This window comes from Mycolicibacterium frederiksbergense, from assembly GCF_012223425.1.
In the GTDB taxonomy this organism is placed as follows: domain Bacteria; phylum Actinomycetota; class Actinomycetes; order Mycobacteriales; family Mycobacteriaceae; genus Mycobacterium; species Mycobacterium frederiksbergense.
Genome location: NZ_CP038799.1, coordinates 4107467 through 4122833, shown reverse-complemented (window position 1 = coordinate 4122833; position 15367 = coordinate 4107467). Strand labels below are relative to the sequence as shown.

The following is a 15367-nucleotide window of genomic DNA, read 5'->3' as shown; positions in this document are numbered from 1 at the left end:
CTACGCTTTGACCCATGGCGGCGGTTACCCGGGTATATGCGGCCCGCCTGGCGGGCATGGTCGTCCTCGGCCCGGACGGCGAGTCGATCGGGCGTGTCCGCGATGTGGTGGTCAGCATCAGCATCGTCCGCCAACAACCGCGAGTTCTCGGACTGGTCGTCGAACTGCTTACCCGCAGAAGGATTTTCGTGCCGATCCTGCGGGTGACCGCGATCGAGCCCAGCGCCGTCACCCTGACCACCGGCAACGTGTCGCTGCGCCGGTTCTCCCAGCGCCCCGGTGAGGTGCTCGCCCTGGGTCAGGTGCTGGAGACACGCGTGCGGGTCGACGATCCCGACCTCGAACAGCTCGCCGGTCTCGATGTGGTCGTGGTGGATCTCGGTATCGAGCAGACCCGCACCCGGGACTGGGTGGTCACCAAGGTGGCGGTCCGCCCGCAGCGCCGGCTGGGGCGCCGCAGCAATATCTATCCTGTCGACTGGAAGCACGTGCACGGGCTGACACCGTCCGGATTGGCCATGCCCGACCAGGGTGTCGCGCAGCTGCTCGAGCAGTTCCAGGGCCAGCGTCCGATCGAGGTCGCCGACGCAATCCGGGAGCTGCCCGCCAAACGGCGCTTCGAAGTGGTCAACGCCCTCGACGACGAACGCCTCGCCGACGTACTGCAGGAGCTGCCCGAGGACGAACAGGCTGCGCTGCTGCGTCAGCTCAAGACCGAACGCGCGGCCGACGTGCTGGAGGCGATGGATCCCGACGACGCCGCGGACCTACTGGGGTCGATGGCGCCGGCCGACGCCGAACAGTTCCTGCGCCGGATGGACCCGGAGGACTCCGAGGATGTGCGGCGCCTGCTCAGCCACTCCCCCAACACCGCCGGCGGCCTGATGACCTCCGAGCCGGTGGTGCTGGCACCGGACACCACGGTCGCCGAGGCGCTGGCCCGGGTCCGCGACCCCGACCTGACACCTGCACTGGCCTCGCTGGTATTCGTGGTGCGACCACCGACCGCGACACCGACCGGGCGCTACCTGGGCTGTGTGCACCTGCAGCGGCTGCTGCGGGAGCCACCGGCCGAGCTGGTCAGCGGCATCGTGGACAAGGACCTGCCCAGCCTGCGCCCCGAGGAGACACTCGGCGCGCTGACCCGCTATTTCGCCGCCTACAACCTGGTCTGCGGGCCGGTGGTCGATGAGGAGAACCATCTGCTCGGCGCGGTGTCGGTCGACGATGTGCTCGATCACCTGTTGCCCGACGATTGGCGCGCACGTGAGGCCGAGCCACTGATCGTCACCACGGAGAAGTCAACGTGAGCGACAGGATCGACACCCCGCGCTCGTCGCGTAGGCGCTTCACCCCGCGCTTCGACGTCGAGGCGGCCGGCCGTTTCGGCGAGTCCTTCGCGCGGTTCCTGGGCACGGGTCGCTATCTGGCGATGCAGACCGTGTTCGTCATCATCTGGATCCTGCTGAACGTCTCGGCGCTCGCCCTGCAGTGGGACCCATACCCGTTCATCCTGCTCAACCTGGCCTTCTCAACTCAGGCCGCCTACGCCGCGCCGCTGATCCTGCTGGCGCAGAACCGCCAGGAGAACCGCGACCGGGTCTCGCTGGAAGAAGACCGCCGGCGCGCCGAACAGACCAAGGCGGACACCGAATACCTGGCCCGCGAACTTGCCGCGCTACGGCTGGCGGTGGGCGAGATGGCCACGCGCGACTATCTGCGCCGCGAACTCGAGGAGCTGCGCGAGATGCTGGTGGAGTTGGTGCCGCCCAAACCGAAGAAGAACAAGGGCAAACGCGCGGCCGAACCGGTCGCACCGAGCGATCAGCCGGAAGCGGATTCCGAGCCGACTCCGGGCGCATGAAAATCCTTGCCACCCATTGCCGCACCACGAAGACATGCGACTGGGTATGGTGACCTGGTTCACAAACGGTCGGGTACCGCAAATCTAGGACGGTTGAGTGGTCAAAGGGGGAGCCTCCGCCCTCGCTGCAGCGCGGCACGGAGCAGGGCGACTGATGCGCACGGTGGCTGATTCGGCGCCGTCCACCCGCGGGTTGCTGGGTATTGCCATCCTCACCCCACTGGTCCTGACGCTGGGCGTGGGCGCTTCGGCTCCCGTGCTCAAGCCCGTGCTGGAGACCACCGTGACCCCGCTCGCGGCCGTCGTCACCACCCCCGAAAGCGATTCCGGTGTCAGCGTGGTGGCCGCCATGAAGACACCGCGCCCGTTCCAGACCGCGGGCACCGCGCTGTCCGCGCCGCCACCGGCCGCCGTGGTGAGTGCCCCCGGCAACCTCCGCATTCCGACGGTCGCCCTGAACGCCTACCGCAACGCCGAGCGGATGATGGCCTCTGCGGCGCCGACCTGCGGGATGAGCTGGAACCTGCTCGCCGGCATCGGCCGTATCGAGTCCATGCACGCCAATGGTGGCGCCACCGATGTCAACGGCACCGCGGTCAAACCCATTCTCGGGCCCGCCCTGGACGGAACCCTGCCCGGCAACGAGATCATCGTGCAGAGCCGAAACAACGACCGGGTCACCTACGCCCGGGCGATGGGCCCGATGCAGTTCCTGCCGGGCACCTGGTCGCGGTACGCCTCCGACGGCAACGGTGACGGCAAGGCCGAAGTGCAGAACCTGTACGACGCGACGCTGGCCGCGGCCCGGTATCTGTGCAGCGGTGGCCTGAACATGCGCGATCAGAGTCAGGTCATGACGTCGATCCTGCGCTACAACAACTCGGTTGCCTACGCGCGCAATGTGCTGGGCTGGGCCGCCGCGTACGCCACCGGCGTGGTGCCGGTGAACTTGCCGCCCATCACCGGACCCGTTCCCGCGCTGGGCATGGGCAACGTGCACCTGGACACCAATGCAGAGGGCCTTGGACCCGGGTTGCCGTTGAACGCACTGGGGTTACCGTCGACCGACCCGATGGCCGTCATGCCGTTCTTCGACCTGGGCCGCGCCGATGTGGCCGACCGCCTGCCGGTGCCACCGGGGCCCGGTGAGCCTGCGGCCGTCCCGAACTGTGCGGTGTTCTGTCTCGGTGAGAACACGCCAGCTCCGGCGGCGCCGTTCAACCCGTTCGCACCGCCACCCCCGGCGGCCGCACCGTTCAACCCGTTCGCACCGCCGCCCCCGGCCGCTCCGGCGGCGCCGTTCAACCCGTTCGCACCGCCACCGCCGGCCGCCGCACCGCCCGCGCCGTTCAACCCGTTTGCCCCGCCTCCCCCCGCGGCTCCGGCGCCTCCCGCGGTGCCAGCCGCGCTCGGTCCCGCACCCGGCCCCGCCGCGTAGTCGGCCCGGCGGACCGAAGGTCCGTCGTCGCGGCCTGATATGTAGGGAAGTTTGTCAATAGGCAGGGTGAGGCGCCGCCGGGAAAGTTATCCCCGGCGGCGCCTCGTTGCTTCCTGGGTCCGTGTGGTGAGCGTGTCGGTTGGCGACGCGCGGTCAGACTGATATTCGCGGATTGGTCACCGCAGGACGGTGTTTCGGCTGGATCGTATCCGCGTGTCTAGAATCGAGCGTCGGCCCCCTTTCAGGGGTCTGCTCATAGGCCGGTCGCGGGTCGATCCACGCGCTGCCACCACCGTGACCAAGGAAGCAGCTTGGGTGGCGGTTAGTCGTCCATGACCGCCAGCGACCAGCACCAGCCGGCCAGTTCGCGGGCGACCGCAACATTGGCCACCGTGGACCGCTTGCGGCGGGCCAGAAAGCCCACCCACCGGTGATGCAAGCGTCGGTTGCCCTCGTCACCACGGGCACGGGCGGCGACCGGGGCCAGTTCCCACCGTGACCGCATCACCGGTCCGACACGATAGCGAGGTCGGTGATGCCAGGCTGCTTCGACGAGCAGGCGGCGTACGTGGGTGTTGCCGGTCTTGGTGATCGGTCCCTGCACCCGTGCCGAACCCGACGAGTGTTCCGAGGGCACCAGTCCGACGAAGGAGCCGATCGTGTTGCCGGTGAATCTGTTCCAGTCGCCGATCTCAACCGCCAGTGCGAAGCCGGTCAAGGTGCTTACGCCGCGAAGACACGACACCCGACGCACGATGGGGGTGAACTCGCTGTTGGCGGCGACTTCGTGGATCGCTGCGTCCAAGCGGTCGCGTCGGGCCTGCAGCATCAGTACATGCTCGTAATCGGCGTCGAAGGCCATCCGTGTGGCTGGCATCTGCAGCCGGGTCACAGCATCAGTGCGCAGCCAGCGATCATGGGTACCCGTCCAGGCGTGGCCGCCGTAGTAGACGATGCCGTGGCGCAGCAGCAGCTTGGACAGTCGATGACGGGCCCGCATCAGATCACCGCGGCAGTCTTCGCGGGCGCGCACCAAATCGCGGCATGCTTCCTGGTTCAGGCTCGGGATCGCCACCGAGGTGACCTCGTCTAAGCGCAGCAGCCGGGCCAAGTGCAAGGCGTCGCGAGCATCGGTCTTCACCCGATCTCCGGCGGGTTTCTGCAGCTTCGATGGTGCGACCACCTCGCACCGAATTCCTGCACTGGTCAGTGCGCGATACAGTCCAAAACCCGTGGGGCCGGCCTCGTAGGCAACCGCCACCGGACCAGGCACCTGTTTGATCCAGTCCTGGATGTGCTCGTAAGACGGCGTCAACCGGGTCTGGGTCACCTGACCGGTCATCCCATCGATTGCTGCCGCCGCGACCGAACGTGCGTGCACGTCCAGCCCAATACTCGTACGCTCAGTGAACACCGGGGCCTCCCACCACTGTTGGATAGACCGGGCGGGCCCACTACCCACCCGGTAACCCACGAACATGGGTGAGCGAGGCCCCGGCCCGCAACCCCCGATAACAGCCGACGGTCACCTCATACCGTCTAGACTCGCGGGTGATGTCATCGACACATACCGACCTGGAAGCCGCGGTTCGTGCTGCGCTGAGCAAGGTCGTCGATCCCGAACTGCGGCGCCCGATCACCGAAGTGGGCATGGTCAAAGGCGTCACCGTCGACGCCGACGCCGGCGTGCACGTCGAGATCTATCTGACCACCTCGGCCTGCCCGAAGAAGAACGAGATCACCGACAAGGTGACCGCCGCCGTCACCGACGTCCCGGGCACCGGTGCGGTCAAGGTCAGCCTCGACGTGATGAACGACGAGCAGCGCGCCGAGCTGCGCAAGCTGCTGCGCGGCGACTCGCGTGAGCCGGTGATCCCGTTCGCCCAGCCCAACTCGCTGACCCGCGTCTACGCGGTGGCCTCCGGCAAGGGTGGCGTCGGAAAGTCCAGTGTCACCGTCAATCTGGCGGCGGCGATGGCCGCCCGCGGCCTGTCGGTCGGCGTGCTCGATGCCGACATCTACGGCCACTCGGTGCCGCGGATGCTCGGCGTGGTGGACCGGCCCACCCAGGTCGATTCGATGATCCTGCCTCCGATCGCGCATGAGGTGAAGGTCATCTCGATCGCGATGTTCACCCAGGGCAACACCCCGGTGGTGTGGCGCGGACCGATGCTGCACCGGGCGCTGCAGCAGTTCCTGGCCGATGTCTACTGGGGCGATCTGGACGTGCTGCTGCTGGACCTGCCGCCGGGCACCGGCGATATCGCCATCTCGGTGTCGCAGCTCATCCCGGGTGCGGAGATCCTGGTGGTCACCACCCCGCAGTCGGCAGCGGCCGAGGTTGCCGAACGCGCCGGCGCGATCGCCCTGCAGACCCGTCAGCGCATCGTCGGCGTGGTGGAGAACATGGCGGGGCTGACCCTGCCGGACGGCACCGTGATGGACATCTTCGGGTCGGGCGGCGGCGCGCAGGTGTCGGCGTCACTGACCCGGTCGATCGGCGCCGATGTGCCGCTGCTGGGCCAGATTCCGCTGGAACCCAGCCTGGTATCCGCCGGCGACTCCGGCATTCCGCTGGTGTTGTCGACTCCCGACTCCCCGGCCGCCAAGGAGCTGCGCAAGGTCGCCGACGCGCTCGGGGCACGCAAGCGTGGCCTGGCCGGGATGTCGCTGGGGCTGGACCCCGCCGGACGTTAGGTCGCGTCGCTGTCGAAGCGCGCACCGGTGACCGGCGGGCCGCCCTCGACCGGCGGCGTCGGGTCCGGCGCGGGTTGAGGTGCGTCCGGGGACACCGGCTTGACCGGCTTGTCGAAGTTGCCGGTCAGGAACGAGTCGTCGCCGTCGAGCAGATGCTTGGTCAGCGCCGCACGCGGTGTCATCCCGCGCAGCTTCTGCAGCTCGCTCAGCGGCTCACGCAGATCCTCGAATTCCGGCCCGAGGTCCTGTCGCAGCTGGCTGGTCGCCCCGCTGAGGTACTCGCGGGCCTGGCGGACCGCGCCGGAGGTCCAGCGGATCGCTCCGGGCAGTCGTTCGGGGCCGAGGATGACCAGCCCGGCCACCACCAACAACAGCATCTCGCCCCAGCCGACATTCGCGAACATCTCAGGCGGCGCCGTCACCGATCGGAGTGACGGTCAGGGTGACGCGGCGACCGTCGCGGACGACCTCGATCGGGGCGGGCTCACCGATCTTGAGCTGACGCACCGCGACGACGAACTCGTCGGCGTCGGCGACATCGCGGTCCCCGACCTTGACGACCACGTCGTTCTCCAGGATCCCGCCCCGCTCCGCGGGACCGCCGACCTTGACATCGGCGATCTGTGCGCCGGAGGCCAGGTCGTTGCTGGCCGAACGGGCGGTCAGACCCAGGGTGGGGTGCGAGATCTTGCCGGCCTCGATGAGCTTCTGCGCCACATCCTTGACCTCGTTGACCGGGATGGCGAAGCCCAGACCGCTGGCGCTGTCGGACAGTGACTTGCCGGCGGTGTTGATGCCGATGACCTCGGCGGCCATGTTGATCAGCGGGCCGCCGGAGTTGCCGTGGTTGATCGAGGCGTCGGTCTGCACACCGTCGATGACGGTGTCGGTATCGGAGCCGTCGCCGGACAGCGGCAGCGGGCGGTGCAGCGCGCTGATGATGCCGTGGGTGACGGTGCTGCGCAGCCCCAACGGGGCGCCCGCCGCGATCACCTGCTCGCCGACCTGGAGCTTCTCCGAATCGCCCAGCTTCGCGACGCTGAGGTTGTCGACGTTGTCGACCTTGATCACCGCCAGGTCGGTCTTGGGGTCACGACCGACGAGGTTGGCCGGGACCTCCTTGCCGTCGTTGAACACGACGGTCATCTTGTACTTGCTCGGGTTGATCGCGGCCTCGGAGATGACGTGGTTGTTGGTCACGATGTAGCCGCGCCCGTCGATCACGACACCGGAGCCCTGCGAGCCCTCCTGGTCGCTGGTCGCTTCGATGGTGACCACCGAATCGGCGACGGCGGCGGCAACGTCGGCGAACTGTCCGGCCGGCTCAGCGGGCCGGTCGCTGGTCTCCAGGGTGACCTTGGAGGTGGTGAATGCCTCCACCACCTCGGCGGTCCTGCGGCCGACGACGCCGCCGAGAGCGCCGATGACCAGCGCCATGATAGCCAGGATCGCCAGCGCGGTGATCGACACCTTGCGGCCGAAGAGCACGTCGCGCACGCCAAGCTTGCCCTGCGGCGCCTGCACCACCACGGGAGCGCTCGGCGCCGCCGCCGGCGCTCCGAGTGCCGCGGCGGCGGACGGGTCGCGCCAGGGATCGTCGACGTCTTCGGCGTCGATATCGCGTTCGGCCTCCAGCGCGCCGGCGTCGGCCGGGTGACGCTGCAGGGAGTCACCGCCCGCGTAGGGCCGACCGAAGGCCTCGGCCAGTACGGGATCCGGCGACTGGTTCTTCGGGGTGTAGTCGCCCTGATCGCGATGCTTGTCCGCGCCCAGGAACGAGCCGGACACACCGTCGGGCCGGCCGAAGGCGCGCTGTGACGCCGGGTCGACGGGCGGACGTGAAACCGGACGAGGCGCCAGACGCGGGTTAGTGCCCGATTGGTCCTGATTGGTCACCCGTGCATCACTCCCCGCTCAAGCGCGCGCCACCGACGGCACCCGCGACTGAATCTCTTGCACCAAGCCTACCGGCGCTTGCGCCGGGCGCGACCTGCGCCTTCGGCCACCTGCTGAGTGGCTTCCTCGGGGACTGGCGTCTCGGGATTGCGGTCCGGAATCTGAGACAGCAGACCCAACAGAGAATTGGGCATCGCGATCGGACAGGCGTCGCGCAGCGCCGAGCGGGCCTGGCGCTGGGCATCGACCTCGCCGGCGCACAATGGGCACAACGAGAGGTGATGTCCGGCGCGCAGATGCGCGGTCATCCGCAGTTCTCCGTCGACGAAGGCCGCGATGGCCTCGGTGGAGAGGTGCTCGGTGGAGCCGAAACGGCGCGGCCCCACCGGCTCGCTGCTCTGCGAGGCGAACTGGGCAGGCAGCCACGAGAAAGCGCGACGGAACACATCGCCCGGGTCAGCCATCACCCGACTCCTCTCGGAACGCCGCGCCTTTGAACACACACTGCTCATTTGAATGTAGCGCGGTATCCCGCCCCTCACACCCGTGACGCTCAGGCGAAGGCGGTCAGCTGATCCGAATGCTTGGCCAGATGCTCACGCAGCGCCTGCCGACCACGGTGGATGCGGCTACGGACGGTGCCGAGCTTCACACCGAGGGTGGCGCCGATCTCCTCGTAGGACAAACCCTCGATATCGCAAAGGACGACGGCCGCGCGGAACTCCGGCGGCAGCGAGTCAAGGGCGGCCTGCAGGTCGGGGCCCAGGCGCGAGTCGTGATAGATCTGCTCGGGGTTGGGGTCCTCGGCCGGCACCCGGTCGTAGTCCTCGGGCAGCGCCTCCATGCGGATCCGGGTCCGGCGCCGCACCATGTCGAGGAACAGGTTCGTGGTGATGCGGTGCAACCAGCCCTCGAAGGTGCCGGGCTGGTAGTTCTGCACGGAGCGGAAGACCCGGATGAAGGTCTCCTGGGTCAGGTCCTCGGCGTCTTGAGGGTTGCCCGAGAGGCGGTAGGCCAGCCGGTACACCCGGTCGGCGTGCTGGCGGACCAGCTCGTCCCAGGACGGCATGGCGGCCTTGTCGCCGGTGGCATCGAACACGGCGGTACCGGTCAGTTCGTCGGAGGGTTCGACCCAATCGCCGTCGGTGTACTGCTCCAGATGGGGCATGGAGACGGGGCTGGCAACAGGGCTCCCCGCGCTTGCGGAAGCTGCAGCGTTGGCGATCGTCGGATCCTCCGTATCAAGGTGGCAGGCCGTTTTGGTCGGCGTCTGCGCGTTGTCGTTGGAAACGTGGCCGAGGCCGTCCGTATTCCGTGATCGCAAGCTTTCGCCGTGTTCCATGGGAAGTACCGTCTCCGACCGGGGTGTGCCTGGCATATGAGCAAACTGAACAATTCCTGAGAATGCGGATTACCCACGGTTCGACCAGGTAAAACCAGGTGAGATCCGGTGTGATTCTCGTATCAGGGGCGGGCGTGTCGGGGTCGCACCGGTCGTTGTTCGCTCTACGCTGCGGGCATGGCCAGCACCGACGACGCCGCCCAGTCGATCGTCTCGCACGCGGAGGCGTCGATCTCCGAGGACGCGGTGACCGCCGCGGCACGGGAACGTGCGGTGGACAGCGGCGCGGGTGCGGTGACGCCGGCCGTCGGCGCGCTGCTGAGCGTGCTGGCCCGGCTGACCGGCGCGAAAGCCGTGGTCGAGGTGGGCACCGGGGCCGGTGTGAGCGGGCTGTGGCTGCTGGCCGGTATGCGCGAGGACGGTGTGCTGACCACGATCGACGTCGAACCCGAGCACCAGCGACTGGCCAAGCAGGCATTCACCGAGGCCGGCGTCGGCGCGTCGCGCACCCGGCTGATCAGCGGACGCGCCCAGGACGTCCTGACCAGGCTGGCCGATGAGTCCTACGACCTGGTGTTCGTCGACGCCGCCCCGGCCGATCAGCCGCAGTATGTCGCCGAGGGTGTGCGGTTGCTGCGCCCCGGCGGGGCGATCGTGGTGCACCGCGCCGCACTCGGCGGGCGCGCCGGTGATGCGTCGGCCAACGACGCCGAGGTCGCCGCGGTGCGTGAGGCCGCCCGCCTGATCGCCGAGGACGAGCGCTTCATTCCGGTGCTGATCCCGCTGGGCGACGGGCTGCTCGCCGCCGCCCGCGACTAGCTTCCCTTTTTCGCGCGCAGTTCCCCGCGAGATTGCACTTCTCGCGGGGTCCACTCGCACTTTCACGCGGTAACCGCAATCTCGCGGCCACCCCTTGACCCTGCACTGAACGCGCGTTTAGCCTATTGAACATGCGTTCAGCCGATGATCTGACGACCACCGCACGTATCCGCGACGCGGCGATCCGGCAGTTCGGCGAACACGGGTTCAGCACCGGCGTCCGCGCGATCGCGACCGCCGCCGGGGTCAGCGCGGGGTTGGTCATCCACCACTTCGGCTCCAAGGACGGCCTGCGCAAGGCCTGTGACGACCACATCGCCGAGCAGATCCGCAGCGCAAAATCCGAATCCATCCAGTCCTCGGATCCGGCAACATGGCTCGCCCAGATGGCCGAGATCGAGGACTACGCGCCGATGATGGCCTACCTGGTGCGCAGCATGCAGTCCGGCAACGATCTTGCAAAGTCGCTTTGGCACAGGATGATCGAGAACACCGAGCAATACCTCGAGGCGGGTGTGCAAGCCGGGACGCTCAAGCCGAGCCGAGATCCCAAGGCGCGGGCCAGATACCTGGGGATGATGGGCGGCGGCGGGTTCCTGCTCTATCTGCAGCTGCACGACAACCCGACCGACGTGCGGGCGGTCCTGCGCGACTACGCCGAAGACATGGTGCTGCCGGCCCTTGAGGTCTACACCAACGGCCTGATGACCGACTCCACGATGTACGACGCCTTCGTGGCCAAACGCGAGCAGGGCGTCGCATTCAGCGCACCCGAACAAGGAGAGCAGTGATGACCAACGCAGTCGAGATCAGCGGGCTCACGAAGAGATTCGGCCGCAGCACGGCACTCGACGGTCTGGACCTGACCGTCGCCCCCGGCGATGTCACCGGATTCCTCGGACCCAACGGCGCCGGAAAGTCGACGACCATCCGGATCCTGCTCGGCCTGCTGCGCGCCGACGCCGGGACGGTGCGACTGCTGGGCGGCGATCCCTGGCGCGACGCGGTCGCGCTGCACCGCCGGATCGCCTACGTGCCGGGCGATGTCACGCTGTGGCCGAATCTCACCGGCGCGCAGGCCATCGACTTCCTGGCACGGCTGCGCGGCGGCAGTGTCGACATCCGGCGTCGCGATGAACTGATCCGGCGTTTCGAACTGGACCCGCACAAATCCGCCCGCACCTACTCCAAGGGCAACCGGCAGAAGGTCGCCATCGTCGCCGCCTTCAGCACCGATGCAGAGTTGTACATCCTCGACGAGCCGACATCGGGCCTGGATCCCTTGATGGAGAAGAACTTTCAACAGTGCGTCGCCGAGGTGGCCGACCGCGGCGCGGCGGTGCTGTTGTCCAGTCACATCCTCGCCGAGGTCGAGAAGCTCTGCGACAACGTCACCATCATCCGGGCCGGGCGCACCGTGCGTTCGGGGACCCTCACCGAACTGCGCCATCTGATGCGCACCACCGTCACCGCCCGCACCCGAGGCGACGGCGCCCAGTTGCACCGGCTGCCCTTCGTCCACGACTTCGCCGCACACGACGGGCAGATCAGCTTCTCGGTGGACCGTGCCGATCTCGGCACCACCATGGACCGTCTCGCCGGACTCGGCATCGACGAACTCGCGGTGGCGCCGGCCTCACTGGAAGACCTGTTCCTGCGCGAGTACCAGGGGGTGAGTTAGGTGAGCACCGCCGCATCGCAGACCAGTCACCGGGCCGGCGCGGCGGGGTCACCACTGACCGGCACTGCCCCACTGCTGCGGTTGGCGTTGCGCCGCGACCGTATCCGGCTCACGGTATGGCTCGCGTTGCTCACCCTGCTGATGGCGTACACCCCGGGTGCACTCGAGATGGCCTACCCGGCCGGGGAACAGCGCCTGGCCCGCGTCAGCCTGATGCAGACCCCGGCCGGGATCATGATGAGCGGCCCGATGTTCGGCGGCAACGAGACCGCGCTGGGTGCCATGATCGCCAATGAACTGATGCTGACCATGATCGTTGCCAGCTCGATCCTGGCCGTCCTCACCGTCATCAGGCACACCCGCCGTGACGAGGAAAGCGGTGCTGCCGAACTCGTGCTGTCCTCGGTGGTCGGCCGCCACGCCCGCACGGGCGCCGCGCTGATCCTGGTGGGTGCCGTCAATGCCGTTCTCGCCGTCACCATGACCGTGGCGCTTGTCGGCAACGGCTTCAGTGTCACCGACAGTGCCGCGATGAGCCTCGGTATCACCGGTGCGGCAACGGTTTTTGGTGCACTGGCGGCCGTCACCGCCCAGCTGTGGCGGCAGGCTCGCACCGCGATGGGTGCGGCGATGGGCGCCCTCGCGCTGGCCGCACTGGTTCGCGGCATCGGTGATGTCATCGACAACTCGGGCAGCGTGCTGAGCTGGTTCTCCCCCATCGCATGGGCTCAGCAGATGCGGTCCTTCGTGGACCTGCGCTGGTGGCCGCTGCTGCTGCTGATCGGACTCACCGCAACGCTGGTGGTCACCGCCGCGGTGCTGGAATCCCGGCGTCAGTACGACGAGGGCATCATCGCCTCCAGCGGTGAACGTCCGGACGCGCACCCGATCCCGAACGTCTTCGTCCTGCATCTGACCCTGCAGCGCGGCCAGTTGATCGGCTGGGGCACCGGGTTGTTCCTGGCCGGCCTGGCATTCGGGTCCATGACGAAATCACTGCTGAATGCCGCGCAGCAGAACGAGTTGCTGGCCCGGATGCTCGCAGTGTCGGGCACCGACGGTGTGCACACCACCATGTCGCAGTTCCTGGCCGCCGTGGTCGGCGCCTACGTGGTGTCCGCCGTGTTGCGCACGTTCAGCGACGAGCAATCCGGTCTGTCCGAGCCGGTGCTGGCCGCCGCGGTGTCGCGTTGGCAGTGGCTGCTGACATCGGTGGCCGCGGCGCTGACCGGTGCGGCCGCACTGCTGTTCTGCGCGGGTCTGGGCAACGGTCTGGGCGCCGCCCTGTCCGTCGGCGAGCCGGCCGCCGTCTGGCGACTGACTCTCGCCGGGCTGACCTTCCTTCCGGCCATGGCGGTCCTTTCCGCGGTCGCTGCGCTTGCCGTCGCCCTGCGCAAGCCCTGGATCGGCTGGCTGGCTGTGACATTCGTCGTGCTGAGCCTGTATCTCGGTGCGCTGCTGCGACTGCCGCAGTGGCTGTTGGACGCCTCGCCCGTCGGGCAGACCACGGCACCCACCGACTTCCCGGTCACCGCGCTGGTGACCATGCTGGCCGTCGCGACCGCCGGGACGCTGCTCGCCGGTTCGATCTATCGAACGCGGGACGCCGTATGAAACTGATCGTGCAGACCGTCCTGGGGCTCGCCTTCTTCATCGCCGTGTTGTTCTGGCCGGCAGGCACCTTCGACTACTGGCAGGCCTGGGTCTTCCTGGCGGTGTTCATCGCGACGACCATCCTGCCGAGCATCTACCTGGCGGTCCGCCACCCGGACGCACTGACCCGGCGGCTGAAGGCCGGTCCCTCCGCCGAAACCCGTCCCGCGCAACGGATCATCATGACCCTCACGGTGGCCCTGGTGGTCGCGACATTCGTGCTCTCGTCGCTCGATCACCGCTTCGGCTGGTCGCAGGTGCCGATGTGGCTCGTCGTCACCGGCAACGTCCTGGTCGCCGCCGGACTCAGTGTCGCCCAGCTCGTCGTGATGCAGAACCACTATGCGGCGGCGACGGTCCGGGTCGAGGCCGACCAGCCACTGGTGTCCACCGGGCTCTACGGGTTGGTGCGTCACCCGATGTACACCGGCGCGGCCGTCATGATGGTCGGCACCCCGTTGGCCCTGGGCTCGCTGTGGGGGTTGCTCGGTGTGGCGGCGTCGGCACCGGTGATCGTGGCACGCATTCGCGATGAGGAGCAGATGCTCACCGAGGAACTGACCGGCTACCCCGAATACCGGACGCGGGTGCGGTATCGGCTGGTGCCCTACCTGTGGTGAGCGACCGCCGATTGAGGTGACCCCGTTGCCCTGGATACAGTGCTGGTCATGACCGACAAAGCATGCCCGGGCAGCGGGAAGAGTTGGACGGTCGATATCGAGGGCAAACCGATCTGCCCCCGATGCCGCCGCTCGCTGGCCACCGTGGCGGGAAAGGGCCGCAAGATCAGGGATCTGCCGGCGGTGCCCCGGCACGAGAAGCCGTCCCGGACCACCACCAGGAACACCCGCCGCCCGAATTGATCCGATCCGGCGGCGTCGGCCACATACTGAATCCATGGAGTTGCTGACCGGTTTCGGGCTGGCCACAGCGGCGGGGCTGAACGCCTACATTCCGCTGCTGGCGCTGGGACTGCTGTCGCGATACACCGAGTTGGTATCGCTGCCCGTGGGGTGGGCCTGGCTGGAGAACGGCTGGGTGATGCTCATCGTCGGAGTGCTGCTGGCCGTCGAGATCGTTGCCGACAAGATTCCGGCGCTGGACTCGGTGAACGACGCCGTCCAGACGTTTGTGCGGCCGACCGCCGGTGGCATCGTTTTCGGGTCCGGCACCGCCGCGCAGACCGCCGTGGTCGCCGACCCGGGCGCATTCGCCTCATCGGGTCAGTGGATCGGGGTCGTCATCGGCATCGTCACCGCGCTGATCGTCTCGTTGACCAAATCGGCGGTGCGCCCCGTCGCCAACATCGGGTCGGCGGGGATGGCCGCCCCGGTATTGAGCACCGCCGAGGACATCACCAGTGTGGGCCTGGTCTTCGTGTCACTGCTGTTGCCACTGCTGGTCCTCGTCGCGCTGGCGGCCGTCGCGTTCGCGGCGTTCGGAGTGTGGCGGTGGCGAAGGCGCCGTCACACGGACCCGGCGATCCGGTAGGCGTTGCGCCCCGAGGCCTTCGCCTCATACATCGCCCTGTCCGCAGCGCGCAGGATGTCCTCGCCGTGCGCGGGCGAACCCGCCGCGAGGGCGATCCCGATACTTCCGGACCATTCGGCCACGGCCATCGGGGCGGATGCGGCCTCGATCACGCACTGCGCCAAAGCCACTGCCGATTCCAGCGGCGGCGCGTCGGTGACGTGGATGATGACGAACTCGTCGTTGACCCGTTTGAACCCGTCGAGGTCGACACAAAGCACCGCGAACTCACCGCCGTGCTCGATCTCGGCTGCCAGCCGTTCGTAGCGCAGCGCCCGGTGCGGCAGTCCGGTCAACACATCGTGGGATGCGTTGTGTACCAACTCTGTTTCAAGTTCCTTGCGCCGCGAGGTGTCGCGCACCGACACCCATCGGGATGCATGTTCTCACTGGCGCGCTTGCCCACCAGCTCATGTGCCTTCATCGCCGAGCAGGGCACCCGGCGGC

17 protein-coding genes are annotated in these 15367 nt (G+C 68.1%); 11 read left to right on the top strand and 6 right to left on the bottom strand.

Annotated features, from left to right (window positions below):
• Positions 1-14: 14 nt before the first annotated feature.
• The 3 genes from EXE63_RS23110 to EXE63_RS23100 all read left to right on the top strand — a co-directional run bounded on the left by EXE63_RS23110 (position 15) and on the right by EXE63_RS23100 (position 3302).
• Entirely contained in the window at positions 15-1310 is a 1296-nt protein-coding gene (locus tag EXE63_RS23110; RefSeq protein WP_168143855.1) for a magnesium transporter MgtE N-terminal domain-containing protein, read from the top strand.
• Positions 1307-1864: a DUF1003 domain-containing protein gene (locus EXE63_RS23105; RefSeq protein WP_168143854.1), complete on the top strand. Its 558-nt coding sequence runs from the start codon at positions 1307-1309 to the stop codon at positions 1862-1864. The genes EXE63_RS23110 and EXE63_RS23105 overlap by 4 nt, the downstream gene beginning before the upstream one ends.
• A gap of 154 nt (positions 1865-2018) precedes the next feature.
• Positions 2019-3302, top strand: a complete 1284-nt coding sequence (locus EXE63_RS23100; RefSeq protein ID WP_168143853.1) for a lytic transglycosylase domain-containing protein — start codon at positions 2019-2021, stop codon at positions 3300-3302.
• A gap of 322 nt (positions 3303-3624) precedes the next feature.
• On the opposite strand, the gene EXE63_RS23095 is transcribed toward EXE63_RS23100, so the two are convergent.
• A complete protein-coding gene (locus EXE63_RS23095; RefSeq protein WP_168143852.1) occupies positions 3625-4716 on the bottom strand; it encodes an IS110 family RNA-guided transposase in 1092 nt (363 codons plus the stop codon).
• 140 nt (positions 4717-4856) lie between these two features.
• Between EXE63_RS23095 and EXE63_RS23090 the strand changes: the two genes are divergently transcribed.
• Positions 4857-5999, top strand: a complete 1143-nt coding sequence (locus EXE63_RS23090) for an Mrp/NBP35 family ATP-binding protein (protein WP_168143851.1) — start codon at positions 4857-4859, stop codon at positions 5997-5999.
• Here EXE63_RS23090 and tatB read toward each other — a convergent pair.
• The 4 genes from tatB to sigE form a co-directional block, all read right to left on the bottom strand.
• Entirely contained in the window at positions 5996-6403 is a 408-nt protein-coding gene (gene tatB, locus EXE63_RS23085) for a Sec-independent protein translocase protein TatB (RefSeq protein ID WP_168145723.1), read from the bottom strand. The genes EXE63_RS23090 and tatB overlap by 4 nt on opposite strands.
• A 1-nt stretch (position 6404) precedes the next feature.
• Entirely contained in the window at positions 6405-7895 is a 1491-nt protein-coding gene (gene htrA, locus EXE63_RS23080) for a serine protease HtrA (protein WP_168143850.1), read from the bottom strand.
• 68 nt (positions 7896-7963) lie between these two features.
• Positions 7964-8359, bottom strand: a complete 396-nt coding sequence (gene rseA, locus EXE63_RS23075; protein WP_168143849.1) for an anti-sigma E factor RseA — start codon at positions 8357-8359, stop codon at positions 7964-7966.
• A gap of 89 nt (positions 8360-8448) precedes the next feature.
• A complete protein-coding gene (sigE, locus tag EXE63_RS23070; protein ID WP_168143848.1) occupies positions 8449-9063 on the bottom strand; it encodes an RNA polymerase sigma factor SigE in 615 nt (204 codons plus the stop codon).
• A 351-nt stretch (positions 9064-9414) separates the two neighbouring features.
• Between sigE and EXE63_RS23065 the strand changes: the two genes are divergently transcribed.
• The 7 genes from EXE63_RS23065 (at position 9415) to EXE63_RS23035 (ending at position 14881) form a co-directional block, all read left to right on the top strand.
• On the top strand, positions 9415-10056 hold the full coding sequence (locus tag EXE63_RS23065) for an O-methyltransferase (protein WP_168143847.1): 642 nt from the start codon (positions 9415-9417) through the stop codon (positions 10054-10056).
• A gap of 131 nt (positions 10057-10187) precedes the next feature.
• Positions 10188-10847, top strand: a complete 660-nt coding sequence (locus EXE63_RS23060; protein ID WP_168143846.1) for a TetR/AcrR family transcriptional regulator — start codon at positions 10188-10190, stop codon at positions 10845-10847.
• Complete coding sequence (locus tag EXE63_RS23055; protein ID WP_168143845.1) at positions 10847-11737, top strand: ABC transporter ATP-binding protein; 891 nt, start codon at positions 10847-10849, stop codon at positions 11735-11737. The genes EXE63_RS23060 and EXE63_RS23055 overlap by 1 nt, the downstream gene beginning before the upstream one ends.
• On the top strand, positions 11738-13351 hold the full coding sequence (locus EXE63_RS23050) for an ABC transporter permease (protein ID WP_168143844.1): 1614 nt from the start codon (positions 11738-11740) through the stop codon (positions 13349-13351).
• Positions 13348-14010 carry a methyltransferase family protein gene (locus tag EXE63_RS23045; RefSeq protein ID WP_168143843.1) on the top strand — a complete coding sequence of 221 codons (663 nt, stop codon included), beginning with the start codon at positions 13348-13350 and terminating at the stop codon, positions 14008-14010. Before EXE63_RS23050 ends, EXE63_RS23045 begins: the two co-directional genes overlap by 4 nt.
• Before the next feature lie 48 nt (positions 14011-14058).
• Positions 14059-14253, top strand: coding sequence for a hypothetical protein (locus tag EXE63_RS23040; protein WP_168143842.1), 195 nt, complete (start codon positions 14059-14061; stop codon positions 14251-14253).
• Between the two features lie 34 nt (positions 14254-14287).
• Positions 14288-14881, top strand: a complete 594-nt coding sequence (locus tag EXE63_RS23035) for a DUF4126 domain-containing protein (RefSeq protein WP_168143841.1) — start codon at positions 14288-14290, stop codon at positions 14879-14881.
• On the opposite strand, the gene EXE63_RS23030 is transcribed toward EXE63_RS23035, so the two are convergent.
• Positions 14857-15282, bottom strand: coding sequence for a diguanylate cyclase domain-containing protein (locus EXE63_RS23030; protein ID WP_168143840.1), 426 nt, complete (start codon positions 15280-15282; stop codon positions 14857-14859). The genes EXE63_RS23035 and EXE63_RS23030 overlap by 25 nt on opposite strands.
• Positions 15283-15367: the final 85 nt, after the last annotated feature.